This window comes from Luteimonas sp. e5 (assembly GCF_054031035.1).
Genome location: NZ_JBSTRX010000002.1, coordinates 442,969 through 466,531, shown reverse-complemented (window position 1 = coordinate 466,531; position 23,563 = coordinate 442,969). Strand labels below are relative to the sequence as shown.

Sequence of the window (23,563 nt, the reverse complement as noted above, 5' to 3'; positions counted from 1 at the left end):
CGGGGATGTCGGAGAGCGGTCGGAGTGGTGTTGGAATTGCGTTGCCGGCGCGCTTGGCAGCGCCCGGCGCGCGTGCCACAGTGCCAGCCTGCAAGGAGGGCATCGCATGCGCCTGCTGGTGATCGAGGACAACCGCGCGCTGGTCGCCAATCTGTTCGACTATTTCGAAGCACGCGGACACGTGCTGGACGCCGCCCCCGACGGCATCACCGGCCTGCATCTGGCCATCACCCAGGACTACGATGCAGTGGTGCTGGACTGGATGCTGCCGCGACTGGACGGCCCCGGCCTGCTGCGGCTGCTGCGCGAGCAGCACGGCTCGGACCTGCCGGTGATCATGCTGACCGCGCGCGACGAGTTGCCGGACAAAATCGCCGGTTTCCGCGCCGGTGCCGACGACTACCTGACCAAGCCGTTCGACCTGGCCGAGCTGGAAGTGCGGCTGGATGCGCTGCTGGCCCGTGCACGCGGCCGCGGCAAGACCCGGCTGTTGCAGGTGGCCGATCTGCAACTGGACCGCGACAGCTTGGAGGTCAGCCGCGACGGCCGGTCGCTGCATCTGTACCCGGCCTGCCGCAAGCTGCTGGAGGCGCTGATGCTGGCCAGCCCGGCAGCGGTCAGTCGCGAACGCCTGGAACAGGTGCTGTGGGGCGATGACCCACCCGATGGCGACCTGCTGCGCTCGCACATCTACGAGCTGCGCCGTGCGGTGGATGGCCCCTTCCCGCTGAAACTGATCCAGACCCTGCCCAAGGTCGGCTATCGCATCGCCGCGCCGGAAGGTGCGGAATGAAGGCACGCAGCAGCCTGTTGCGGCGCCTGTTGCTGGGCCTGACCGTCTTCGGCCTGCTGCTGGCTGCGGCCACCTTCCTGCATGGCTACGTGGTCAACGAACGCGCCGAGCAAATGGTGTGGAACTCGTTGCTGGGCAGCGAACTGGAACACCATCTGCAGCGCCGTGTGCGCGAACCGGACTATCACTGGTCGGATACCGACAACCTGCATCTGTATGGACCGGAACGCGCCGCACCGCCGGCATTCGCCGGCTTGGCCCCCGGCGTGCATGACGACGTGCCCTGGCAGGGCCGCGAGTTCGTGGTGCTGGTGCAGGACGATGCGGAAGGCCATCGCCATGTGCTGGCGCTGGACATCACCGAGCTGGAGCAGACCGAGGGCGAACTGACCCTGTTCATCCTCAGCTATGCGCTGCTGTTGGCCTTGCTGCTGGGGATCATCGCCGCCTGGGGCCTGCGTCGGCTGCTGCGGCCGTTGACCACACTGGCCGATCGCATCCAGCAGCTGCAGGCCGATGCACCCGCGCAGCGCCTGCCGGTGGCCGCCGGCGACAGTCGCGAGATCGCGGTGATCGCCAATGCACTGAACGACTATCTGGCACGCAACGAAGCATTCATCGAACGCGAGCGGCTGTTCATCGACAGCGCCAGCCACGAGTTGCGCACGCCGGTGGCGGTGATCGCCGGCGCCTTGGACTTGGCGCTTGAGCAACCCGACCTGCCCGATGCCGCACGCAGGCAAGTCGAGCGCGCACTGCGCAGCGTGCGTGACGTCGATCCGCTGATCACCCTGCTGCTGGTGCTGGCGAAGACGCCCGAGCGGCTGTCGCGCAGCAACGAACCGGTGCAAGTGGAGGCGTTGATCCCGCAGATCGTCGCCGATCATCGTCACCTGCTGGCCGACAAGGACCTGCAGATCGACATCGAGCCGCTGCCACCATGCACCGTGCACGCGCCGCCGGCGGTGCTGCGCGTGGCAATCGGCAACCTGCTGCGCAATGCCATCGAGAACAGTGACCGTGGCCACATTCGCCTGCAGCTGCTGCCCGACGCCACCCTCGTGATCGACGACCCCGGCCATGGCATGAGCGCCGAGGAAGTCAGTCGTCTGTACGCGCAACTGGCCCGCGGTGGTGGCCGCGACGGTGGCGGCATCGGCATGGACCTGCTGGCGCGGTTGTGCGAACACCTGGGTTGGCGCCTCCACTTCGAATCCGATCCCGGGCGCGGCACCCGCAGCGTGCTGCAGATGCGTCCCGGCTGAGGCAAGGGCTCAACCCGCGCCCGGCACTTCCAGGATGCGCAGGGTGTTGGTGGCGCCGAGCTGCTCCATGCTGTCGCCACTGGTGAACGTCACCCGGCAGCCAGCCGGCAGCAAGCTCCGGTCACGCAGATGCGCGATCGCGCCGCGCGCGGCATCGGCCGGATGCAGGCCGCGGCTGTCGAAGGCCATCGGGAACACGCCACGCATCAGGGTCATCTGCCGGCGCGAGCCGGCATGGCGCGAGAACGCGTAGATCGGTGCGCCGGAGCGGAAACGCGAGAGGAAGCGCGCGGTGCCGCCGGATTCGGTCAGGGCGATGATCGCGGCAACGTCCAGGTGTTCGGTCAGGAACATGGTGGCCATGGCGATGGCGTGATCGACCCGCTCCAGGCCGCGCTCGGCCTGCTCGAAGTCGGTGTCGTGGTCGAACTGGCGCTCGGCGCCGACGCAGATCCGCACCATCGCCTCGACCGCCTCCAGCGGATGCTCACCGGCGGCGGTTTCCGCCGACAGCATCACCGCATCGGTGCCGTCGATCACCGCATTGGCCACATCCAGTACTTCGGCGCGCGTGGGCAGCGGGCTTTCCACCATCGATTGCAGCATCTGCGTGGCGGTGATCACCACCTTGTTGCGCGCCAGCGACTCGCGGATGATCTTCTTCTGCAGGCCGGGCAGTTCGGCATCGCCGATTTCCACGCCCAGATCGCCGCGCGCGACCATCACCACGTCGCTGGCATCGATGATTTCGGCCAGGTTGGCGATGGCCTCGGCGCGCTCGATCTTGGAGACGATGGCGGCATGGCTGCCGTGCTCGGCGGCGATGCTGCGCGCCAGCTCGATGTCGGCCGCATTGCGGCAGAACGACACCGCGATGAAGTCGGCCTCGATCTCGGCGGCCAACCCGATCAGTTCGCGGTCGCGCTCGGTGATCGCGCCCAGCGACAGCCCGCCGCCCTGCTTGTTCAGGCCCTTGCGGTCGGACAGCACGCCGTCGTTGAGCACCTCGGTGATGATCCGCGCCCCGTCGATCGCCTGCACCCGCAGCTGCAGCAGGCCGTCATCCAGCAACAGCCGGTCGCCTTCGCGCACGTCGCCCGGCAGGCCTGCATAGCTGACACCGACCTGGCTGGCATCGCCGGGCGGTGCATCGGCATCGGCCAGAAGATCGAAGCGCTGGCCCGCCCGCAGTTCGACGCGGCCGTCGGCAAAGCGCTCGATGCGGATCTTCGGCCCCGGCAGGTCGGCCAGCACACCGACTTCGCGACCATGTCGCGCCGCCGCCTCACGCACCGCACGGGCGCGGGCGCGGTGCTCGTCGGCATGGCCGTGCGAGAAGTTCAGGCGCACGCAATCCAGACCGGCGCCGATCAGCCGGTCCAGCACCTCGCCGGCATCGGTGGCCGGCCCCAGGGTGGCGAGGATACGGGTACGGCGCAGGTGTTCACTCATGGCCGTCACGCTAGCACGCAGCGATGACCGATGGCGCGGGCTCAGTTGCCCAGACCATCCACCGTGTTGCGCACCAGCGTCTGCAATTGCTGCAGGCCATCCAGGCTGCCGGCAGGCATGCCTTGGCTCCGCTCCATCGCCGCGGTCGAATGCCACAGCACTTCGGCCTTGCCATCGCTTCTCTGGCGCACCAGCACGCGCAGCGGCAGGTCCAGTGCCAGGTCCGGATGCTGTTCCATCAGCGGCGTGCCGCCCTTGGGATTGCCGAACAGCAGCACCCGGGTCGGGGGCATGTCCAGCCCGGCCTGGCGCGCCGCGGCGGCGTGGTCGATCTCGGCAAACACGGTGATGCCGCGTGCCTCCAGCGCGCTGCGCAGGGCGGCGACGGTGGCCTCGACATCGTGGCGGCTGGAGACGCGCTGCAGGTCGTGGCCGGCAGCCGTGGCGGATGGATTCATCGGGTACTCTCCGGCGTTCTCAAGCGTGGTGCAGCCGCCGGCGATCAGCAGCGGCAGCACAGCGAAGCAAAGGCGGCGGCGCATCATCGGCTGCGCTCCCGCAGTGCGGCGACCGCCGGCAGTTCCTTGCCTTCGAGGAACTCCAGGAACGCGCCGCCACCCGTGGAGATGTAGCCGACCTCCTTTTCGATGCCGTACTTGTCGACCGCGGCCAGCGTGTCGCCGCCGCCGGCAATCGAAAACGCCTTGGAGTCGGCGATGGCACGGGCCAGCGCCTCGGTGCCCTTGCCGAAGGCATCGAACTCGAACACCCCGACCGGGCCGTTCCAGACCACGGTGCCGGCCTTGGCGATCAGCTCGGCGTACTGCTGCGCGGTTTGCGGGCCGATGTCGAGGATCATGTCGTCCGCGCCCACCGCGTCCACGGCCTTGATCGTGGCCGGTGCATCGGCGTTGAATTCGGGCGCGACCACCACGTCGACCGGCAGCGGGATCTCGGCACCGCGCGCCTTGGCATTGGCCATGATCTGCTTCGCGGTGTCGATCAGGTCCATTTCCACCAGCGACTTGCCGACACCATGGCCCATCGCCGCGATGAAGGTATTGGCGATGCCGCCGCCGACGATCAACTGGTCGACCTTGCCGACCAGCGAGGACAGCAGCTCCAGCTTGGTGCTGACCTTGCTGCCGGCGACGATCGCCAGCAACGGCCGCGCCGGGTTGTCCAGCGCCTTGCCCAGCGCGTCGAGCTCGGCCATCAGCAGCGGGCCGCCGGCCACCGCGCCGGCGTGGCGGATCACGCCATGGGTCGAGGCCTGCGCACGGTGCGCGGTACCAAAGGCATCCATCACGAACACGTCGCACAGCGCGGCATATTGCCTGGCCAGCGCTTCGTCATCGGCCTTCTCGCCGGGGTTCATGCGGCAGTTCTCCAGCAACACGATCTGTCCGGGGGCGATGTCGACGCCGCCGAGGTACTCCTTGACCAGCGGCACCTCGCGGCCGAGCAACTGCGACAGCCGGCGCGCCACCGGCGCCAGCGAATCGGCTTCGCTCCACTGGCCTTCCTTGGGCCGGCCCAGGTGCGACATCACCATCACCGCGGCACCGGCCTCCAACGCCGCCTGCAGCGTCGGCAGCGAGGCGTTGATGCGTTGATCCGAGGTCACTTCGCCGTTTTCCACCGGCACGTTCAGATCCTGCCGGATCAGCACGCGCTTGCCGGACAGATCAAGGTCACTCATGCGGGGGATGGACATGCGCGGGCGCTCCGTGGGCTGGGGAAAGCGCCCATTGTCCGCGCCCGGCGTGCGCGGTTCAAACGTGCCGGGTCAAACCGGCTTCGACGAACCGGCGTCCCTCAACCCGGCTGCGGCGGCCGCGGCCGGGTGCGATCCAGGCCCAGACCGTAACGCAGGCTCTGGCCGATGCGCTGGGCACGCTCGTAGAAGCCCTCGGCCTGCTCCGCGCTCAACACCTGATGCGCGGTGTCACGCCACAGCGCCAGCCAATGGCCGAAATGGGCATCGACGATGGCGTGTCCACGGTGCACCGCCAGCGGGTTGCCGCGGTATTCGCGGGTGCCGAGCATGATCGAGGCCCAGAAGCCGACCAGGGTGGCCTTGTGCGCCGACCAGTCGTCGATCGCCGGATTGAAGATCGGCCCCAGCACCGGATCGCGCTGTACCCGATCGTAGAACGCATCCACCAGGCGCACGATGTCGGCGCGGCTCAATTGCAGGTCGGATGTTCCCATGTCGCGATTCTCGCGCGCGTGGACCGCCGCGTCATTGACCGGGATCAGTCGCGCGGGCGATGGCGCAGCAACTGACCGGCGAAGGCGATCACCATCACCACTGCCAGCAGCAGCACCGCCCACAGAGTCCAGGTTTTCCAGTCGCGCATCGCCAGCAACGCACGCGCATCCGCGATCTGCCCGGCGCCAGCAAGGTGCGCCTGCCCCGGATGCCACTGCAGGCCGTGGCGCAGGCGCATCTGCGCCAGGAGCTCATCGATCGGTGCGTCGAGCCGCCGCTGCTGCGCACTGCCCGCCACCAGTCGATAGGGCGGCGTGCCCGAGGCCACGAACACCAGCACTTCCGGCTGCCAACCCAGCTTGAGCATGGGTGCCTCGTCCAACGGGGTGTCGCTGACCAGGCGCCAGTGGCGCTGGCGCATCGGCGCGATCGCCTGCGCGGCGGACTGGCGATCGCTGCCCAGACTGAAGTGTGTCCATGGGCCGATACGGTGCTGCCAAGGCTGTTCGGGGTCGTCGCGGCTTTCCAGCCGCAGGCGCAGTGCGGTGTTGCCGGCCAGCTCCACATCGACGCGATCGAACGCCTGGCGGCCCTCGGCTTCGAACTCGAACACATGCGCATCCTTGCCACGTTTGGCGGCAAGGCTCAGCCACTGGCGCGCTTCGACCGGCTCCTCTGCAAACTCCGCCGCCACCGAGGCCAGCGGCAGGCCGGTACCGCCCAGCAATGAAAGCCGCAGGTAGCGCGCCTGGCTCGCGACCTCGATGCGGTCACGGCGCAGCGACTGCCCGCCATGCTCGACCTTCAGGATCGGGCTCGCGGCATGCAGAAGGCTCCAGCGCACAAGGTCGTCGCTGCCTTCCACCTGCAACCGCGCGTCGACCTGAACATCGGGCGGCAGCCCCAGGCGCAAGGCCACGAACGGGCGGCGCAATGCACTGGCATCGACCAGCCAGCTGCGCGGTGCACGCGTCGGTGCTTCGCTCGGCGCCGTCCACGCCTCCACCCGCACCACCCGGCCATCGTCCGCGCGCTCGGCATGCAGGCTCAACTCATTGCTCGGCAGGCCCTGTGCATCGGGCAACGGGAACCACGGCAGCGCCGTTTCCCGCACCGGCTGTGCTGCCGGTTTGTCGGGGGCGAACAACATCGCCGGCACCTGGCGGCCCTCGCCATCCACCACCGCGACATCCCGCAGGTTCCGCTCACGCGCCTGCCGATATACCGCCTCGTCCAGCACCAGGCGGTAGGCACCCGCCTCGGCGTCATCCAGCTGCAGGGGCCATTGCCGCAGCCAGCCGGCGGCGGCCATGGTCAGGCCGAGCAATGGCAACAGGCACAGTGCGCGCCGACGTGTCGGCTTCATGTTGAGTCCTCCTGCAACCGCGCCTCGGGCGATTTCGGTGGCGCCGGCGCCAACCAGCCGACCAGCGTGCACAGCAGGCCGTAGGCGATGAAGGACATGATGCCGAGCAGGTTGCCCAGATGCTGACGATCCACCAGTACCAGTTTTGCCAGTACCAGCCCCATCAGCAGCGCACCCGCCAGCCACAGACCGCGTTGCCCACGGCGCGAACCGACGATCCAGCCGAGCACGCCCAGCACGCTCCACACCACGCTGAGGCTGGTCTGCGCCAGTGATCCTTCCAGCATCGCCGGATTCCATGCTTCGCCACCCCAGTGGTGCACGCTGCGCAAGGTCGCCATGCTGATCCAGACCAGGGTGACCACGCCGATCAGCAGCGGACGCTGCACGCGCAGACTCATGCCATGCGGGTTGCCGCGCAGCCAGGTGATGCCCAGCGCCAATGCGGCCAGTTGCCACAGCTCAAGCGGATTGATCAACGGCACCCACGGCAATGGGGTCGCATCGCCGGGCAGGAACAAGCTGATGCCGAACGCCACGGCGACCACCAGCATGCACAGGCTGCCAAGCCATGTCAGCGCCGGCGTGAAACGTTCGCCCAGCGGCCAATGCAGCCACTGCCCGCGTTGCAGCGTCAGCAGCAACGCAAGCAGCCACGGCAGCATGACCAGTGCGAAATCCCAGCCTTGGCCGAGTGACCAGCGCAGCGTCAGCGCATGCACCAGCACCGACAGCAGCAGCGGCCAGGACAGCCACCACAGCGTCTGCGCCCAGGCCGGCAAGCGGTCCTCGACATCGGCACCGCGCAAGCGGCTCAGGCTGCGCACGCCAAGCACGCCATGCAGCGCCCAGGCCAATCCGCCGAGCCCGGCAATCGGCAGACCCGGCCCGATCTGCACCAGTGCCTGTGGCAGCGCCATCGCGATTCCCGCCAGCACTGTCACCAGCAGCAAACGCCCACCCAATCTGTGCCATGCCTCGGCAGCCAGCCAGGCACTGAACGCGGACAGCGCCAGCCACGCCGGGGCGATCTGTTCGGGTGTCGCATGGTTGTTGATCTCCGTGCTCCATGCACCGATCCACCAAGCCATGGCCCAGAGATAGACGGCTGCCGCGAACTGCCCGTGGCGCGCCAGCCACAGCCGCCATGCACTGGCAAAGCCCGCGACGGTCAGCACCAGGGCAGCCATGAACGTGCTGTTGAAGATCAGCGGCGGTACCGGTGCACCGAATCGATCGCCGGCCACTGCATGTGCCCAGCCGGCGACCAGCTGCAGGCCGATGCCGATCACCACCGGCCAGCGGCGCTGCCGACGCAGCCCGTACCAGACCAGTGCCGCGCCTTCCAGCGCAAACACCATGCCGGTGACATGGGCCGAGAATGCCAGCGGCACGGCCAGGGTGGCGAAGCCGATGGCGAGGAGGGCGTAAGCATCCACCAACACCGAAAAACGTTCGCGCCCGCGCAGCCACCACGCAAGCACCGCATACACTGCCGCCACGCCGACCGCGATCAGGGCCAGACGCAGAGGTTGCTGCGGCATCAGCCCGGATTGCAGTGCAAAGGCGATCAAGGGCGTGCCGAACAGCAGTGCACCATTGATTCGATCGCCACGCCCGGGCTCGAGCCGGCGCGCATGCAGGATCGGCAGCAGCAGATAGAGCAGGAAGAGCAACGCCAGGAACGGCTGCGTCGTGGCGTACAGGTGTGGCGCGTAGTCGAGGACGCCCCAAGCCACGCCGATGCCCCAGGTGAACACGAAGCCGAGCAGCGGCAAGATGCGCCAGGGTCGCGCCCAGGCGACGCCGAAAATCGCCACGTTGAGGAGCGCGTAGTAGGTGAACAGCACGACATGGTTGCCGCCACCGTCCGCCAGCCAGATCGGCGCGAGGAAGCCGGCCAGCACCGCGAGCACGGCCAATGTGCGCGAATCCTGCACCACCGCGAGCACACCGCCTGCGGCGATCAGGGCCACGCTGAGCGCAAAAGCCAAACCCAATGGCATCAAGCCATACAGCCTGGCCGCGGCGAACACGCACAGCAGCAGCACGCCGATGGCACCGCCCTGCACCGCCAGTGCGAACTGCGGGCGACGCAGGCGCTGACGCCAGCCGATTGCCAGCCCGGCCAGCGCGGCCAGCGACACTCCGGCCAGACGCAACTCGATCGGCAGGCGTAACCAGCCCTGTTCGCTGGCCAGCTTGAGCAACGCGGCAACACCGGCCAGCAACACCAGCATGCCGACCTTGATCGGCACGTTGCCGGTAGTCAGCCAGCGCTTGGCGTGATCCAGTGCCTTTTCAATCGCGCCGGGTGGCGGTGGTGAAGCCGGTGGCATCGCGGCCGCAGGCGATGCCGCACTTGCGGCGGACGGGGCATCCGCGGCAATTGTCGCCGGCACCGGCGGCGGTTGTGGCCGGGCCGGTGCTGGCGTGGCAGCGGGCGCCGCGTCCGTGCCGTGTACAGCATCGCTCACCTCGGGACGCTCGCCCGCCTCGGCCCTTCCGGCAGCCGGCGCGACCTGCGCCTCAGCTGTTGCCCGAGCGCTGCGACGTTCGCCGTCGACCACGGCGGCACGCAGTTCGGCCACCTCGTGCTCCAGCATGCGCACGCGTTGCTTGAGGCTGCCCAGCCCGACCAGTGCCACGATCACCAACACCGGCAGCATCAGTACCGCCAGAGCCAGCAAGACCCAGAATCCGTCCATTCCCATCCCGATCAATTCCATCGCCCACAATGTACGTCACTGCCAGCGCTTGCGGCCATTCGCGCCGTCACACGCTTCGGCGGCGCGCGGAAACGACGAAGCCCCGCATCGGCGGGGCTTCGTGACGGGTGCAAGACTGCGCGCGGCTTACTTGGCCGCGACCACCTTGACCATCTCCAGGCACTTGTTGGAGTAGCCCCATTCGTTGTCGTACCAGCTGACCAGCTTGACGAAGGTGTCGTCCAGCTGGATGCCGGCAGTGGCGTCGAAGATCGAGGTGTGGGCATCGCCGCGGAAGTCGGTGGCAACCACCGCGTCCTCGGTGTAGCCGAGGATGCCCTTCATCTTGCCTTCGCTCTGCGCCTTCATTTCGGCCTTGATTTCATCATAGGTGGCCGGCTTTTCCAGCTCCACGGTCAGGTCCACCACCGAGACGTTGGAAGTCGGCACGCGGAAGGCCATGCCGGTCAGCTTGCCCTTCAACTCCGGCAGCACCACGCCGACCGCCTTGGCCGCGCCGGTGCTGGAGGGGATGATGTTTTCGAGGATGCCGCGGCCACCACGCCAGTCCTTGGCCGAAGGGCCGTCGACGGTCTTCTGCGTGGCGGTGGCGGCGTGCACGGTGGTCATCAGGCCACGCTTGATGCCCCACTTGTCGTTCAGCACCTTGGCGATCGGCGCCAGGCAGTTGGTGGTGCAGCTGGCGTTGGAGATGATCGGCTGGCCGGCGTAGGTGCCGCAGTTCACGCCGTGCACGAACATCGGGGTGTCGTCCTTGGACGGCGCCGACATGATCACCTTCTTGGCGCCGGCATCGATGTGCTTCTGCGCGCCTTCCTTGGTCAGGAAGATGCCGGTGGACTCGATCACCACCTCGGCGCCGACCTCGTCCCACTTCAGGTTGGCCGGGTCGCGCTCCTGGCTCAGGCGGATCTTCTTGCCGTCCACGATCAGGGTGTTGCCGTCGACCTTCACCTCGCGGTCGAAGCGGCCGTGCACGCTGTCGTACTTCAGCATGTAGGCCAGGTAGTCGGGTTCGAGCAGGTCATTGATGCCCACGATCTCGACCTCGTCGGCGAAGTTCTGGAACGCCGAGCGGAACACGTTGCGGCCGATGCGACCGAATCCATTGATGCCGACCTTGATGGCCATGCCTGCTCCTGTATGAGTGGACGGAAGTGAATCCCCCGATTTTAGCCGATCGCGGCGATCGCCGGTTCGGCACGCGAACCCGTGGCGGCAGGTCGACACATGAAGATGAATGGGGACGAACTGCCTTTACCCAAACTTAACAATTAATTGACTGACATCAAATCGTGTCATTGCTGCGGCGCGCATCATCTCTCCCGCACACCCCGTATCCCTGTCAGGAGATCCGACATGATCCGCAAGTTCGCTCCCCTCGCCGCCGCCCTCGCGCTGTGCATTGCCGGCCCGGCCATGGCGCAGTCCAAGGGCGACATCACCATTGGCGTGGGCATCCACAACGTGGCGCCCAAGTCCAACAACGGCACGCTCGCCGGCGGTGCCTACGAAGTCCACGTCAAGGACTCCGTGCGTCCGACCATCACCGGCGAGTACTTCATCGCCGACAACCTCGGCATCGAGGTGATCGCCGCGCTGCCGTTCTCGCATGACATCCATGCCACGGTCACCGCCACCAACACCAATGCCGGCAAGGTCGCCGCGACCAAGCACCTGCCGCCGACGGTGAGCCTGCAATACCACTTCGGTGCCCCGGAGGCCTCGATCAAGCCCTTCGTCGGCGCCGGCGTGAACTACACCTGGTTCTACAGCGAAAGCCAGCTGCTGGGTGGCGAGATGAAGCTCGGCAACTCGTGGGGCCTCGGCCTGCACGCCGGTGTGGACTTCAAGGTCGGCCAGAATGGCGCCATCCGCGTGGACGTGCGCAAGATCGACATCGACACCAAGGTCAAGCTGGACAAGGTGCCGATCGGCACCGTCAACGTCGACCCGCTGGTGTATGGCGTGTCCTACGTGTTCAAGCTGTAAGACCAACGCAACACCCGATGGAGCCATGCCGGCTATGCTTGCCGGCATGGCTTTTTCATTTTCTCCCGTCCGTCTGCGCCACGGTGCGCTCGTCCTCCTGCTGGCCCTGGTCTGGATGCCGGCACATGCTTGGGCCCCGCTCGGCCACAGCGTGATCGGCGAACTCGCCGAACGCCAACTCACCCCCGAAGCCGCCGCCGAAGTGCGCCGCCTGCTGCAAGGCGAGCCACGGCCCACCCTGGCCGGAGTCGCCAACTGGGCCGATGCCTTGCGCCACACCGACCCGCCGCGCTTCCGCAAAACCTCGCGCTGGCACTACGTCAATTACCCCGAAGGCAGCTGCAGCTTCGAACCCGAGCGCGACTGCAAGGACGGCAACTGCATCATCAGCGCCACCGAACGCCAACTGGCGATCCTCGCCGATCGCCGCCGACCGCTGGCCGAGCGCCGCGATGCGTTGAAATTCGTGGTCCATTTCATCGGCGACGCCCACCAGCCGATGCACGCCGGCAACCGCAAGGACGCCGGCGGCAACCGCTTCCAGATCAGCCTGACCACCGGGCAACTTCCCGAAGCCTACGCCCGCCAGAATTACCGCGATGGCGTCATGGGCACCAACCTGCACGCGGTGATGGACTACTACGTCCCCGGCGTCGCCGGCATGGGCGTCACCGAATACGCCGATGCCCTGATGCAACCCGGCTGGCCACCCCTCGGCACCGTTACCGGCACCCCTGAATCCTGGGCACGCGAATCCTGCCAGCTGCTTGATGCCTGGGGCGTGTATCCCGAACAGCACAAGCACGACGACACCTACCTGCACACCATGCGCCCCCTCGTCGAACGCCGCCTGCGCCAGGCCGGCCATCGGCTGGCGGAGACGTTGAATGGGGTACTGGGCCGAGCGCGGAACTGACTCCCCACGCAAGCGGTGCACCTGACGGCCGGCGCTCTGCGCAACGGTTGATCCCGGACAGCCACCAGTGTTGGCTGCCGCGCAATTGCCACAGGCAGACTCGATTTTCATCCCGCCCCCTACCACACCCGGCCGATGCCAGCAGGAATCGGATGCGCACCATTCACCCATTCGCATCCATGACACTCGCACCGGCGAAACGTATCATTGCCCGTACCTGCATCCGGGCGGCAGCCGATGGTTCGATCGACTGCAAAGTTCATAAAGGGGGGACAAGACTTGAAACTGCACATCAGCGTGCTGGCGTTGGGGGCTGTTGCCCTCAGCAACGCTCCATCGCATGCCGGCGCACAGGAATCCAGCCCGCAATTCCAGCCCGTGGGCGAGCGCATCGCCCTGTCCGTGCCTGCGGAACTGCAGCTGGCATTCATCCAGGGCAGCGAAGATGGCGAATATTTCGCCGAATACATCGAGCCTGGGCAGGACATTCAAAGCTGGAAAGGCCTGTATTTCATTGTCCGGCGCTACTCCTTCCCGGACAAGGCATTGGCCGACGAGGCAAAGAAGCACAAAACCAGCATACCGGACGTTGCCGTCGGAATAGGGCTGAAACAATCCCGTGCGGGCTGCGCGGGCGAATTCCGGCCAATGGCAGCGAAACAGGGCAACCAGGACGGCCATGAAACGGCGTTCAGTGGCTACTTTTGCAGCACCTATGGTGGACCCGCTCCGGACGGTGAAGGCAGGCTGTATCGATACATCCTGGGACAGGATCATTTGCATGAAATCGCGTTTGGCTGGCGCCCACGCTCCTCCAATGAGGCCTCAACCTGGCCGCCTTACGGGATATCGCCAGACATGGCGAATCGCCTGCTTCGGATATTGATGTCGATGAAGGTATGTGGCGGGAAGAGCTCACCCGCATGCGACACCCGCACGGCGGCTGCTCAGGCGGCCGAACTCGACCTCGGAAAATCGAAAAGCAATCCTCTTGTTTACCCCGACGCCAAAAACCGCAGCGCCGCGGAAAAACAGGCAAGGTCATGGATCCAGAAGGCCTATCCGGGCTCGAAAATCGACAGATCCTTCAGCGGATATGAAATCGGTGGCGGAAAGGTTCTCCGCACCTATCACGTCTATCCGAGGAACGGATCACCCACCCTCATTTACCTGGACGTGACCGGACTGAAATAGATTCAGCACTGCAGCCTGCTCCCGCTGCCGGTGGGCAGGCTGCATGCCTCTCGAGGCCGGGCATTCAATACTTGATTGAGTAGCGGAAGAGCACGGGCAAAGCAATCGTCAGCCCATCGTGCCGCGATGCACGGCCCGAGGCGCCTTCGTGATGGCCGGCATCGGCTATCTGCCGTATTCACGCCGCGGGAATCGCAAGCGGCTCCACCACCACCTTGTCCATCACTCGCCGGGTGAAATATTTATCCTGGTAATACTTGATCTTGTCCGCCTTGACCGGGTGCGCCAGGCCTTCATACAGGATGACTTCCTTGTCGTTGCCCATCGCCTTGAGTTCCTGCGGCAGCATCAGGGCACGCCGCTCTTCGCTTTCACTAAAGGTGACGCTGCCATGCTGGCCATGCGAACGGCTGCGATTGCGCCGCCGGATGGTGGTATAGCCCAGCATTTCCGAGTAGTCGTTCGCATCCTGCTGCTCGCGTGGCGCGTAGATGATCTGCAGGGCATGGTTGGTGATGATGGTGCGTGAAATCTCCCTGCCGTAGGTGGCATCGAGTTGCGCCATCGACTGGATGATCGGCAGCAGGCGCATGTTGTAACCCGCCATGTAGCTCACCGCATTGGCGATGATCTCCACCCTGCCGATGCTGGTGAATTCGTCCATCAACAGCAGGCACTGGTACTTGAGCTGCGGGTTGTCCTGCGGCAACTCCTTGGTGTTGACGTTGATCAGCTGGCTGAAGAACAGGTTCACGATGAGCCGCGATTCGGCCAGCTTGTTGGGCTGGATGCCGATGTAGATGGTCATCTTCTTGCGCCGGACATCGCTCAGCCAGAAGTCGTTGCCGCTGGTCGCGGCATCCAGCACCGGATTGATCCACGCGTTCAACGGCTCCTTGAACGTGCCCATGATCGAGGCGAACGTCTCGTCGGCCTGGGACAGCAGGTTGGCGAACGCGGTGCGACAAGCCGCGCTGAGGAACGCGTGTTGCGACAGTTCGCGGATGTGTTCGCGCAGGTCGCTTCCATCGCCGGACGACAGGCGATAGATGCGGCCCAGGGTCGGGAAGCTGCTTTCTTCCTCCGACAATCCGATGCGAACTTCCTCGTCATGGTTTTCGAACAGGAACAGCGCAAAGGCGGTGAACGCGTTACGTGCTTGGCTGACCCAGAACTTTTGCTCGTCGGCGCCATCCGGATACAACATCGCCGCGATTGCCTGGATGTCGGAAATGCGGAACGCCGGGTCGCGTGACACGTAGCTCAACGGATTCCAGCGATGCGTGCGCCGGTCTTCGGCAAACGGATTGAACAGATACACCTCCTGACCCTGCGACGCCCGCCAGCCCGAGGTCAGGTTGAAGTTCTCCTGCTTGATGTCCAGCACCACCATGGATTGGCCGTAATCGAGCAGGTTGGGAATCACCACCCCGACGCCCTTGCCCGAGCGCGTGGGTGCCGCCAGGATCACGAACTGCTGGCCCGGAAGGCGCATCAGCTTGCCGCCAAGCCTGCCGACGACGATGCCGTTGTCCTGCTTGCCATCGAACAGGCCCTGCTTGGCGACATCGCCCGCGGTGGCGAAGCGCGCGTCGCCATGCAGGCTCTTGCGCTGTGGCTTGAGCGCCAGCACCAGCATGACCAGCCACAGCAACAGCGGCACGCCGAAGCCGATGGCCCCGGCAATCTTGACCTTGCCCACGTAAGGCTGCATGCGTGGGGTGTCGATGGCGGCGTAGTAGCTCCACCACGTCTTCAACCCCACCGGGATCTCCACCCCCAGCAACATCTTGACCAGAAGCCCGGAAAAATAAGCTCCGAACGCCACTGCCAGCAGAAGCACCAGCAGCACGAACCCCCACTTCATCGCCTTCACGCTGTCCTCCATCCCGGCATGTATGCGAGTGCGCGATCATCGCATAACCAGGCGACCGAACGTGCTTGCTTCCCATTGACCGGCCAGCCTCGTATCCTGCTCCATCACACGCGCAGCGCGGACGCTCATGCACTGGGACGTTTTCACCATCATCCAGCAGCTCCTGATCATCCTGACCATCGTCGGCCAGATCTGGATCTCGTTCCTGGTGATAAAAAACGCGAAAGGCAACGAGCAATACGTGCGCCTGATGTCGTTCTGCACCGGCCTGCTGCTGTTCCTGCTCTGCCGACCGCTCGACATCACCTTTGCCGACATGATGTTGCGCGCCCATGAGCAAGGCAACATCCTGCACAAGATCCTGATCGGCGGGGTCATGCCGTTCCTGGTCGGCATATTCGTTTCGGAAGGAACCGTCCTCGCACTGCACATGCGCAAACCGATCCCGATCCGGTTCATGCTCATCGTCGCGGCATTCACGCTTTCACAAGCGGCCTATACCAATTACATCGCCCTGATCACCAAGGTGACCACGCTGGACAAGGCATTCATTCCGAATATCTGCTACGCGATCGCGGTCGGTGCATGGATGACATGGCGCTATCGGGAGTTGCCCGGTCATTCGACATCGAATGAATGATGGCGCTGCGCATCGACACCAACCCGCACTTTCGCGATGGCGCGGGTTTTACGCCAGGACATTGAAGGACCATCGCGTCTGCAGGGATGTGGCGCGAGTCAGCGCGCACAAGGCTCCCATGTATTGCCTATGCCGGCCTGATGCCTCCGGGCCTGACGGCTCTCAAGTCTGTCTCATCGCCCGCAGAGGGATTAAACAAGCGGCATTTCGAGCGGCCGTGACCATCATGCAGCGCCGTCCGTGGCAACCACCACCCATCAACACAGCTGTCGGGCGTTGTCGCAATCCTGGGCGATGGCGAGGCGGACGGCGGCTTCGGCGCTGCGCATGCCGCTTCGGCGGCCCAGTTCCAGTGCACGCTCCGCGGTGACGCCGGGCTGCTGCAGGGCGGCCAATGCCAGCAGGCCACCGACGCGGTTGGCGCTGGCGCAATGCACCAGTACCGGGCCGGGGGCGGCATCGATCGCCTGTTGCAGGCGTCGCGCGTTGGCGGCGTTGAGGTCACTGGGGCCGGCGACCTCGATCTGCTGATAGTCCATGCCGGCGGCGCGCACTTCGTGCGCGAGGTCGCGGCCGGGAGTTTCCGCATCTGGGCGCAGGTTGATCACGGTGACCACACCGCGGGCATGGATCGCGGCCCAGTCCTGCGGCGCCGGCTGGCCGGCGGCATACAGTCCGGGACGCGGCTCAAGCAAGGGGATCGAAGTCATCGGCAAGCCCTGCGCTGACGTCGCCTCACCCTGCACTGCCGCCTGCCTGTCGCCGCCGCATGACGCGAGCAGCAGGCTCATGGCGATGGCAGGCAAGGCGTGGCGGCGCATGGCGTCCTCAGGCGGCGGGGACCTCCTGCGCCGGGGACAGTTCGTCGAACGCGCGCAGGGCTTCGGCAGCATAAATCATCGACGGGCCGGCGCCCATGTAGATGGCCATGGACAGGGTTTCCAGCACTTCCGCGCGGCTGGCGCCAGCCTTGATCGCAGCCTTGGCGTGGAAGCCGATGCAACCGTCGCAGCGGGCGGCGACGGCAATCGCAATCGCGATGAGCTCCTTGGTCTTGACGTCCAGCGCATCGGGCTTGAGCGCTTCGCGGGCCAGGCCACTGAAGGCGCGCATGGTGTCGGGGGCACCGGCGCGCAGGTTGCCGATGGCGGCGTTGAGGCCGTCGATGAGGTCGGGGAAGGATTGCTGGCTCATGGATGACTCCGTTGGTTGCTCGGCAGGTTGACGATCAGGAAAGGTGCTGGCGCGCCCAGCGCACGATGTCGGCGCTGGCCATGGCGCCGGCCTGGCGCGCCAGTTCGCGGCCCTGGCGCAGCAGCACCAGGGTGGGAATGCTGCGGATGTTGTAGCGCTGTGCCAGCGTGGGTTGGCTTTGGGTATCGACCTTGGCCAGGCGCAGCTGCGGTTCCAGTTCGGTGGCGGCGGCTTCGAACTGCGGCGCCATCACCCGGCACGGACCGCACCACGGCGCCCAGAAATCCACCAGCAGCGGCAGTTCGGCGCGGTCGGCATGGGCGGCGAAGCTGTCCACATCCAATGCCAGCGGCGCGCCGGTGAACAGCGGCTGCCGGCAGCGGCCGCAGCTGGGCGCATCGGCCAGACGCCCGGGCGGCAGCCGGTTCAGGGCATGGCAGTGCGGGCAGGCAAGGTGCAAGGGCGTGCTCATGCGCGGACTCCGTGTTCAGACGCCCGGGGGCTCGATATGACGCGCCAGCCAGCGGCGCATGGGGGGCGACAGCAGGGCGATCACCGGGGTGGCAACCCACCATGCCAGCAGCCAGCGGCTCAGCCAGCGCAGCACGGCACCCTCGCCGCCGGCATCGAACACGAGGCTGATGGCCAGGGTCACGATGCCGGTCATCACCAACCCCATCAGCAGCCCGAAGGCCCAGGGAAACCAGCGCCGCGGCAGGCGCTTGCGCGGTTCGACGGCCTGGCTCATCGCGCCGGCACCTCGACCCACAGCGCGCCGCGCAGGTCACCGGGCTCGAAACCGATTGCCATGTCGTCCGGATAAAGGCGCGCCAGCGCCTCGTCCACGCCCGGCGCACGCTGCTTGCCGTGGCAGGCCAGGCAGCCTTCCTGCACTTCGATGCCACGCATCATGCGCAGCGCCACGCCAGCGGGCAGGTCGCGGGTGCGCACGCTGCGCAATTCGCCCGGCGCCTGGCCGGCACCGGCTTTGGCCTGGAAACTGCGCACCACCTCGGCCTGCCAGTCGCGCGCCTGATTGGCGGGATTGCGCAACTTGCCGGGAACGGCCACGCGGCCAATGCCGACATCGTGTTCGATGGCGACATCAGCGGCGATCAGCGGCGCCTCGGCCTTGCAGAAGTCGATCGCGGCCACCGGCCCGCCCTCGCTCATGCGTGCCTTGAGCGCGGACTGCAGGCGGCTGGAGAAGGCCTGTGCCGCGGCCTGCGCGCGTTGCTGCGCCTCCATCGTGGCAGCGTCATCGACCGCGGCCGTTGGTGCGGTGGGTGGCGATGGCGGCTGCGCAGTACAGGCCACCGCAAACAGGGCGATGGCAAGCGGCAACAGGTGAAGGGAACGCGGGGTCATGCAGATACCTCCATGTCAGGCTGCCGGCGTTGCAGCAGCACGAAATAAAGCAGGGGGATCACCACCAGGGTCAGCAGTGTGCTGACCAAGATGCCGAAGATCAGCGAGATGGCGAGGCCGTTGAAGATCGGATCATCGAGGATGAAGAAGGCGCCGAGCATTGCCGCCACCGCAGTCAATGCGATGGGCTTGGCACGCACCGCGCAGGCATCGATCACGGCTTCGACCAGCGGCACCCCGCGCGAGGTTTCCTGGTTGATGAAATCCACCAGCAGGATCGAGTTGCGCACGATGATGCCGGCCAGCGCGATCATGCCGATCATGCTGGTGGCGGTGAATTGCGCGCCGAGCAGTGCATGCCCCGGCATCACCCCGATCACGGTCAGTGGGATCGGCGCCATGATCACCAGCGGCACCAGATAGCTGCGGAATTGCGCCACCACCAGCAGGTAGATCAGCACCATGCCGGCGGCATACGCAATGCCCATGTCGCGGAAGGTTTCATAGGTGATCTGCCACTCGCCATCCCATTTGATCGCATATTCGCGCGTGTCCTCGGGCTGCGAGATGAAGGTCTGCGCCAGCGTCTGGTCGGCCACGGTCTGTCCGCGCAACTGGCCGACGATGTCGAACATGCCGTACAGCGGGCTGTCCAGCTCGCCGGCCTCGTCGCCGGTCACATAGACCACGGGCAGGCCGTCCTTGTGGTGGATGGCCCCATCCCACTCGGCACGACGCACGCTGACCAGCTCCGACAGCGGCACCAGCTGGCCCTGCCCGCCACGCACCCGGACGGCGAGCAGCGAGTCGATGTCCGCCTGTTCGGCCGCCGGCAGGCGCAGACGCAACGGCCGCGGGTACTTGGCGCTGCCGTCCTGCACGTAGCCGGCATCGATGCCGGACACGCCGGCGGCTATCGCCTGGGCGATGGACGCCTGCGGCACGCCCAGGCGTGCGGCGCGTTCGCGGTCGATGGCGATGATCTCGCGCGGCGCGGCCGTCTCCACCGTGGTGTCGACGTCGACCACGCCCTCGGTGCGGGCGAAGTGTGCGCTGGCCAGGGCTTCGGCAATGCGTCGCTGGCCGGCGTAATCGGGGCCGTAAACCTCGGCCACCAGGGGCGCCAGCACCGGCGGGCCGGGTGGCACTTCCACCACCTTGACCGACGCTCCGTGGCGTTCGCCGATCTCGGCCAGCATCGGACGGATCGCCCGTGCGATGTCATGGCTCTGCCGTTTGCGCTCCGCCTTGTCGACCAGATTGACCTGCAGATCGCCCATGTTCGCGGCGCTGCGCAGGAAATACTGCCGCACCAGGCCGTTGAAGTTGATCGGTGCGGCGGTACCGGCATAGCCCTGGTAATCCAGCACCTCGGGCACCGTGTCCAGGCGCGCGGCAAGCTCGCCAAGCACTGCATTGGTCTGCTCCAGCGTGCTGCCCTCGGGCATGTCGAGCACGACCTGCACTTCGGACTTGTTGTCGAACGGCAGCATCTTCAACACCACCAGCTTGACCACCGCCAGCGATGCCGCCAGCAGCACCAGCAATGCCATCGAGGCAAACAGCAGGCCACGCCGGCGGCCGGCGGAGTCGCCGACGAGGAACGGCTGCATCACGCGCCGGAACAAGCGGTGCAGCCAGTCCGCACGGCCTGCGTCAGCCGTCTCGGCGACAGCCTCGCCTGCCGGCTGGTGGCGCCCGAGCAGCTTCAATGTCAGCCACGGGGTGACGATCAACGCGATGGCGAGCGAGAGCAGCATGCCGACCGAGGCATTGATCGGAATCGGCCGCATGTACGGGCCCATCAGCCCGGAGACGAAGGCCATCGGCATCAGCGCCGCGATCACGGTGAAAGTGGCGAGGATGGTCGGGCCACCGACCTCGTCCACTGCCGGCGGGATCGCCTCGCGCAGCGACTTTCCGCCCATGGCCATGTGCCGGTGGATGTTCTCGACCACCACGATGGCGTCATCGACGAGGATGCCGATGGAGAAGATCAACGCGAACAGCGATACCCGGTTGAGGGTGAAGCCCATCACCTTGGAGGCGAACAGGGTCATCGCCAGGGTCAGCACCACGGCGCTGCCGACCACGATCGCCTCGCGCCAGCCCAGTGCGAACAGCACCAGCAGCACCACGCTGGCGGTGGCGAAGATCAGCTTCTTGATCAGCGCCTGCGCCTTGTCGCTGGCGGTGAGGCCGTAGTCGCGGGTGACCGCGACCTGCACGCCGTCGGGGATCAGTTCGCCGCGCAGCATGTCGATGCGCTCGCGCACCGCCTGGGTGATGTCGGCGGCATTGCTGCCGGGCTTCTTGGCGATGACCAGTGTCACCGCCGGCGCGCTGCCGGTGGCCGGCCCGTCGCGGCCCGGCGGCGAACCGTGCCAGACATACTGGCGCGCGAGGTCGCCGCGCGACTCCACCCGCGCCACATCGGTCAGCAGCAGGGGACGGCCATCATGGCTGCCGATCACCAGATCCGCCACCTCGTCCGCCGAGGCGAGGAACTCGCCGGCGGTGACCGGCACCGCACCGTCGCGGGCATCCACGCGCTCGCCGGCCTGCAGCACCACGTTGGCCGCCTGCAGCGCCTGCACCAGGTCACCCGGCGCCAGTCCATACGCGGCCAGCCTGGCGGCATCCAGCGTGACCAGCACCGCGCGCTCGGGCGCACCGATGGTGTACACGTCACGCGTGCCGGCGATGCGCTTGAGGTCGGCTTCCAGCGTGTGCGCGACTTCGGCCAGCGCGGTGGCGTCCGCGCCGGCATCGTCGCTCCACAAGGTGAGCGCCATCACCGGCACGTCATCGATGCCCTTGGGTTTGATGATCGGCTGGCCGACGCCGACGCCCTGCTGCATCCAGTCCTGATTGGAAAACACCTGGTTGTACAACCGCACCAGCGCCGGCTGGCGGGCGATGCCGACCTCATATTCCACGGTGAGCACGGCCATCCCCGGGCGACTGACCGAATAGACGTGCTTGACGTCCTCGATTTCGCCGAGTTTCTGCTCCAGCGGTGTGGCCACCAGCTGTTCGACCTCGCGTGCACTCGCGCCCTGGAACGGCACGATCACGTTGGCCATGGTCACGTCGATCTGCGGCTCTTCCTCGCGCGGGGTGATCGCCACCGCGATCAGGCCGAGCAGCAGGCCCATGATGGCGAGGATCGGGGTCAGCGGGTTGGCCTGGAAGGCAGCGGCAAGACGCCCGGAAATGCCCATCCGGTGCGGCGCATCGATATGGCTGTTCATGGCTGCGCCTGCTTCGCCTGCTCACGTTGCGCGGCGATGGCGCGGGTGGCCGCGACCGGATCGCGCGCGATGCGTTCGCCGGGGCGCAGCCCGGAAATCACTTCGACCTCGTCGCCCTGGTGCGTACCCAGGCGCAGCTGGCGCATCGACAGGCGGCCATCGGCCAGCACGTACGCGGCGGACAACTCGCCACGCCGGGCGATGGCGCTGGCCGGAATGCGTACCCGGCCCGCCTCTTCGGCACCGGCTTCGCCGGCGGCATCGGCATCGAACACCACCTTGGCGGTGGTGCCGGGCGCCGGCGCCGGGGACAACTCGGGCAGTTCGACACGGATGTTTACACTGTGGCTGGCGGCATCGGCGGCGGGGAACACCACGACCCCGGCGGGGATGACTTCGCGCCCGTCACCCAGCACCACGCGGGCCCGCGGATCGCGGCGGATCGCCTCGGCGCGGGTCTGCGGCACCGCGACCTGGATGCGCAATTCGCCCGGCGCATGCACGCTGATCAGCGGCATGCCCGGTGCCACGCTCTCGCCCGGCTCGGCATCACGCCGCGCGACCACGCCCGAGAACGGTGCACGCACCACGGTATAGCCGGCCTGCTGGGTGGCTTGCGCCAGCTGCGCCCGTGCCGCATCGCGCGAGGCCACCGCCGCATCGCGCCCGGCGCGGGCCTGATCCAGTTGCTGCCGCGACACGTACTGACTGCCAGCCAGCGAGGCGAAGCGGCGATAGTTCTGCTCGGCTTCCGCCGCCGCGGCCTCGGCAGCGCGCAACTGCGCACGCACGGTATTGGCCGCGGCCTGCTGCTCGACCGCATTGATGCGCAACAGCACCTGGCCCGCCTGCACGCGGTCGTTGACATCGACATGCACCGCACTCACCTGGCCCGCCGTCTGCGCGGTCAGGTCGGCGCGGCGCACCGCTTCGACCACGCCATCCCAGGCACGTCCGCCGGCAGCTGCGCCGGCTTCGATCTCGAAGGTGTCGATGTCATCCAGCGCGGGCAGCACACGCTCTCCCGCGTCGCGACCACAGGCGGCCAGGCCCAGCATCAGGCCGACGAACAGCAGTTTCTTCATTTGAATGCATTCCCCGGCGCGAACCCGAGCTTCTTGAACAGCTTGGCAGCCGGGCAGAACCCGGTAAAGCTCGCCTGCAACAGATTGAGGCCGATGAAGGTGGTGAACAACAGCCACAGCGGCGAGACGAAATACACCAGCAGCACGGAAATCAGCACCATCACGCCTGCAAACGCCATCACGGCACGGTCAAGGTTCATGGTCATTCTCCAAAGTGGAAGGAA

22 protein-coding genes are annotated in these 23,563 nt (G+C 66.6%); 6 read left to right on the top strand and 16 right to left on the bottom strand.

Annotation, left to right across the window (positions count from 1 at the left end):
* Positions 1–106: 106 nt before the first annotated feature.
* On the top strand, positions 107–793 hold the full coding sequence (locus ACW11F_RS07620) for a response regulator transcription factor (RefSeq protein WP_456996308.1): 687 nt from the start codon (positions 107–109) through the stop codon (positions 791–793).
* A complete protein-coding gene (locus ACW11F_RS07615) occupies positions 790–2,058 on the top strand; it encodes a sensor histidine kinase (RefSeq protein WP_456996307.1) in 1,269 nt (422 codons plus the stop codon). Before ACW11F_RS07620 ends, ACW11F_RS07615 begins: the two co-directional genes overlap by 4 nt.
* Positions 2,059–2,067: 9 nt before the next feature.
* On the opposite strand, the gene pyk is transcribed toward ACW11F_RS07615, so the two are convergent.
* The 7 genes from pyk to gap all read right to left on the bottom strand — a co-directional run bounded on the left by pyk (position 2,068) and on the right by gap (position 10,951).
* A complete protein-coding gene (gene pyk, locus ACW11F_RS07610) occupies positions 2,068–3,510 on the bottom strand; it encodes a pyruvate kinase (RefSeq protein ID WP_456996306.1) in 1,443 nt (480 codons plus the stop codon).
* A gap of 41 nt (positions 3,511–3,551) precedes the next feature.
* Positions 3,552–3,968, bottom strand: a complete 417-nt coding sequence (locus ACW11F_RS07605; protein WP_456996305.1) for a DUF302 domain-containing protein — start codon at positions 3,966–3,968, stop codon at positions 3,552–3,554.
* Positions 3,969–4,051: 83 nt separating this feature from the next.
* Positions 4,052–5,227, bottom strand: a complete 1,176-nt coding sequence (locus ACW11F_RS07600; protein WP_456996304.1) for a phosphoglycerate kinase — start codon at positions 5,225–5,227, stop codon at positions 4,052–4,054.
* A gap of 101 nt (positions 5,228–5,328) precedes the next feature.
* Complete coding sequence (locus tag ACW11F_RS07595; RefSeq protein ID WP_456996303.1) at positions 5,329–5,724, bottom strand: group III truncated hemoglobin; 396 nt, start codon at positions 5,722–5,724, stop codon at positions 5,329–5,331.
* A gap of 44 nt (positions 5,725–5,768) precedes the next feature.
* Positions 5,769–7,091 (bottom strand): DUF3999 domain-containing protein, encoded by a 1,323-nt coding sequence (locus tag ACW11F_RS07590; protein WP_456996302.1) that lies wholly within the window; start codon positions 7,089–7,091, stop codon positions 5,769–5,771.
* The gene (locus tag ACW11F_RS07585) at positions 7,088–9,805 is read right to left on the bottom strand and encodes a DUF2339 domain-containing protein (protein WP_456996301.1); all 2,718 of its coding nucleotides are present in this window, start codon (positions 9,803–9,805) and stop codon (positions 7,088–7,090) included. Before ACW11F_RS07585 ends, ACW11F_RS07590 begins: the two co-directional genes overlap by 4 nt.
* 141 nt (positions 9,806–9,946) lie before the next feature.
* Positions 9,947–10,951 (bottom strand): type I glyceraldehyde-3-phosphate dehydrogenase, encoded by a 1,005-nt coding sequence (gene gap / locus ACW11F_RS07580; protein WP_456996300.1) that lies wholly within the window; start codon positions 10,949–10,951, stop codon positions 9,947–9,949.
* A gap of 228 nt (positions 10,952–11,179) precedes the next feature.
* On the opposite strand from gap, the gene ACW11F_RS07575 reads away from it, so the two are divergent.
* From ACW11F_RS07575 to ACW11F_RS07565, 3 genes are all read left to right on the top strand, one after another.
* A complete protein-coding gene (locus tag ACW11F_RS07575) occupies positions 11,180–11,812 on the top strand; it encodes an OmpW/AlkL family protein (RefSeq protein WP_456996299.1) in 633 nt (210 codons plus the stop codon).
* A 115-nt stretch (positions 11,813–11,927) separates the two neighbouring features.
* Positions 11,928–12,728 (top strand): S1/P1 nuclease, encoded by an 801-nt coding sequence (locus ACW11F_RS07570; RefSeq protein ID WP_456996298.1) that lies wholly within the window; start codon positions 11,928–11,930, stop codon positions 12,726–12,728.
* Positions 12,729–13,007: 279 nt separating this feature from the next.
* Complete coding sequence (locus ACW11F_RS07565) at positions 13,008–13,922, top strand: hypothetical protein (RefSeq protein ID WP_456996297.1); 915 nt, start codon at positions 13,008–13,010, stop codon at positions 13,920–13,922.
* 178 nt (positions 13,923–14,100) lie between these two features.
* Here ACW11F_RS07565 and ACW11F_RS07560 read toward each other — a convergent pair whose 3' ends face one another.
* A complete protein-coding gene (locus ACW11F_RS07560) occupies positions 14,101–15,789 on the bottom strand; it encodes a type IV secretory system conjugative DNA transfer family protein (protein WP_456996579.1) in 1,689 nt (562 codons plus the stop codon).
* Positions 15,790–15,925: 136 nt separating this feature from the next.
* Here ACW11F_RS07560 and ACW11F_RS07555 point away from each other — a divergent pair, with 136 nt between their 5' ends.
* Complete coding sequence (locus ACW11F_RS07555; protein WP_456996296.1) at positions 15,926–16,438, top strand: hypothetical protein; 513 nt, start codon at positions 15,926–15,928, stop codon at positions 16,436–16,438.
* A gap of 257 nt (positions 16,439–16,695) precedes the next feature.
* Here ACW11F_RS07555 and ACW11F_RS07550 read toward each other — a convergent pair whose 3' ends face one another.
* The 8 genes from ACW11F_RS07550 to ACW11F_RS07515 are packed head-to-tail and all read right to left on the bottom strand — an operon-like array spanning position 16,696 to position 23,539.
* Entirely contained in the window at positions 16,696–17,259 is a 564-nt protein-coding gene (locus ACW11F_RS07550; RefSeq protein ID WP_456996294.1) for a beta-lactamase hydrolase domain-containing protein, read from the bottom strand.
* 7 nt (positions 17,260–17,266) lie between these two features.
* Entirely contained in the window at positions 17,267–17,632 is a 366-nt protein-coding gene (locus ACW11F_RS07545) for a carboxymuconolactone decarboxylase family protein (RefSeq protein WP_456996293.1), read from the bottom strand.
* Between the two features lie 34 nt (positions 17,633–17,666).
* Entirely contained in the window at positions 17,667–18,104 is a 438-nt protein-coding gene (gene trxC / locus ACW11F_RS07540; RefSeq protein WP_456996292.1) for a thioredoxin TrxC, read from the bottom strand.
* A gap of 15 nt (positions 18,105–18,119) precedes the next feature.
* Entirely contained in the window at positions 18,120–18,380 is a 261-nt protein-coding gene (locus tag ACW11F_RS07535; protein WP_456996291.1) for a DUF2798 domain-containing protein, read from the bottom strand.
* Positions 18,377–19,000, bottom strand: a complete 624-nt coding sequence (locus tag ACW11F_RS07530) for a Tll0287-like domain-containing protein (RefSeq protein ID WP_456996290.1) — start codon at positions 18,998–19,000, stop codon at positions 18,377–18,379. The genes ACW11F_RS07535 and ACW11F_RS07530 overlap by 4 nt, the downstream gene beginning before the upstream one ends.
* Positions 18,997–22,254 (bottom strand): efflux RND transporter permease subunit, encoded by a 3,258-nt coding sequence (locus tag ACW11F_RS07525; protein WP_456996289.1) that lies wholly within the window; start codon positions 22,252–22,254, stop codon positions 18,997–18,999. Before ACW11F_RS07525 ends, ACW11F_RS07530 begins: the two co-directional genes overlap by 4 nt.
* Positions 22,251–23,339 carry an efflux RND transporter periplasmic adaptor subunit gene (locus tag ACW11F_RS07520; protein WP_456996288.1) on the bottom strand — a complete coding sequence of 363 codons (1,089 nt, stop codon included), beginning with the start codon at positions 23,337–23,339 and terminating at the stop codon, positions 22,251–22,253. Before ACW11F_RS07520 ends, ACW11F_RS07525 begins: the two co-directional genes overlap by 4 nt.
* Complete coding sequence (locus tag ACW11F_RS07515) at positions 23,336–23,539, bottom strand: YgaP family membrane protein (protein ID WP_456996287.1); 204 nt, start codon at positions 23,537–23,539, stop codon at positions 23,336–23,338. The genes ACW11F_RS07520 and ACW11F_RS07515 overlap by 4 nt, the downstream gene beginning before the upstream one ends.
* Between the last annotated feature and the right edge of the window lie 24 nt (positions 23,540–23,563).

What these genes read in the sequence shown, in the direction of transcription:
- ACW11F_RS07515 (WP_456996287.1), bottom strand. Translation starts at nt 23,539, where the DNA reads ATGAACCTTGACCGTGCCGTGATGGCGTTTGCAGGCGTGATGGTGCTG.
- ACW11F_RS07535 (WP_456996291.1), bottom strand. Translation starts at nt 18,380, where the DNA reads ATGAGCCAGGCCGTCGAACCGCGCAAGCGCCTGCCGCGGCGCTGGTTT.
- ACW11F_RS07520 (WP_456996288.1), bottom strand. Translation starts at nt 23,339, where the DNA reads ATGAAGAAACTGCTGTTCGTCGGCCTGATGCTGGGCCTGGCCGCCTGT.
- ACW11F_RS07545 (WP_456996293.1), bottom strand. Translation starts at nt 17,632, where the DNA reads ATGAGCCAGCAATCCTTCCCCGACCTCATCGACGGCCTCAACGCCGCC.
- trxC (WP_456996292.1), bottom strand. Translation starts at nt 18,104, where the DNA reads ATGAGCACGCCCTTGCACCTTGCCTGCCCGCACTGCCATGCCCTGAAC.
- ACW11F_RS07585 (WP_456996301.1), bottom strand. Translation starts at nt 9,805, where the DNA reads ATGGGAATGGACGGATTCTGGGTCTTGCTGGCTCTGGCGGTACTGATG.
- ACW11F_RS07555 (WP_456996296.1), top strand. Translation starts at nt 15,926, where the DNA reads ATGCACTGGGACGTTTTCACCATCATCCAGCAGCTCCTGATCATCCTG.
- ACW11F_RS07575 (WP_456996299.1), top strand. Translation starts at nt 11,180, where the DNA reads ATGATCCGCAAGTTCGCTCCCCTCGCCGCCGCCCTCGCGCTGTGCATT.
- ACW11F_RS07570 (WP_456996298.1), top strand. Translation starts at nt 11,928, where the DNA reads ATGCCGGCACATGCTTGGGCCCCGCTCGGCCACAGCGTGATCGGCGAA.
- ACW11F_RS07530 (WP_456996290.1), bottom strand. Translation starts at nt 19,000, where the DNA reads ATGACCCCGCGTTCCCTTCACCTGTTGCCGCTTGCCATCGCCCTGTTT.
- ACW11F_RS07605 (WP_456996305.1), bottom strand. Translation starts at nt 3,968, where the DNA reads ATGAATCCATCCGCCACGGCTGCCGGCCACGACCTGCAGCGCGTCTCC.
- ACW11F_RS07590 (WP_456996302.1), bottom strand. Translation starts at nt 7,091, where the DNA reads ATGAAGCCGACACGTCGGCGCGCACTGTGCCTGTTGCCATTGCTCGGC.
- pyk (WP_456996306.1), bottom strand. Translation starts at nt 3,510, where the DNA reads ATGAGTGAACACCTGCGCCGTACCCGTATCCTCGCCACCCTGGGGCCG.
- ACW11F_RS07615 (WP_456996307.1), top strand. Translation starts at nt 790, where the DNA reads ATGAAGGCACGCAGCAGCCTGTTGCGGCGCCTGTTGCTGGGCCTGACC.
- ACW11F_RS07525 (WP_456996289.1), bottom strand. Translation starts at nt 22,254, where the DNA reads ATGAACAGCCATATCGATGCGCCGCACCGGATGGGCATTTCCGGGCGT.
- ACW11F_RS07600 (WP_456996304.1), bottom strand. Translation starts at nt 5,227, where the DNA reads ATGTCCATCCCCCGCATGAGTGACCTTGATCTGTCCGGCAAGCGCGTG.
- ACW11F_RS07560 (WP_456996579.1), bottom strand. Translation starts at nt 15,789, where the DNA reads ATGAAGTGGGGGTTCGTGCTGCTGGTGCTTCTGCTGGCAGTGGCGTTC.
- ACW11F_RS07620 (WP_456996308.1), top strand. Translation starts at nt 107, where the DNA reads ATGCGCCTGCTGGTGATCGAGGACAACCGCGCGCTGGTCGCCAATCTG.
- gap (WP_456996300.1), bottom strand. Translation starts at nt 10,951, where the DNA reads ATGGCCATCAAGGTCGGCATCAATGGATTCGGTCGCATCGGCCGCAAC.
- ACW11F_RS07550 (WP_456996294.1), bottom strand. Translation starts at nt 17,259, where the DNA reads ATGCGCCGCCACGCCTTGCCTGCCATCGCCATGAGCCTGCTGCTCGCG.
- ACW11F_RS07595 (WP_456996303.1), bottom strand. Translation starts at nt 5,724, where the DNA reads ATGGGAACATCCGACCTGCAATTGAGCCGCGCCGACATCGTGCGCCTG.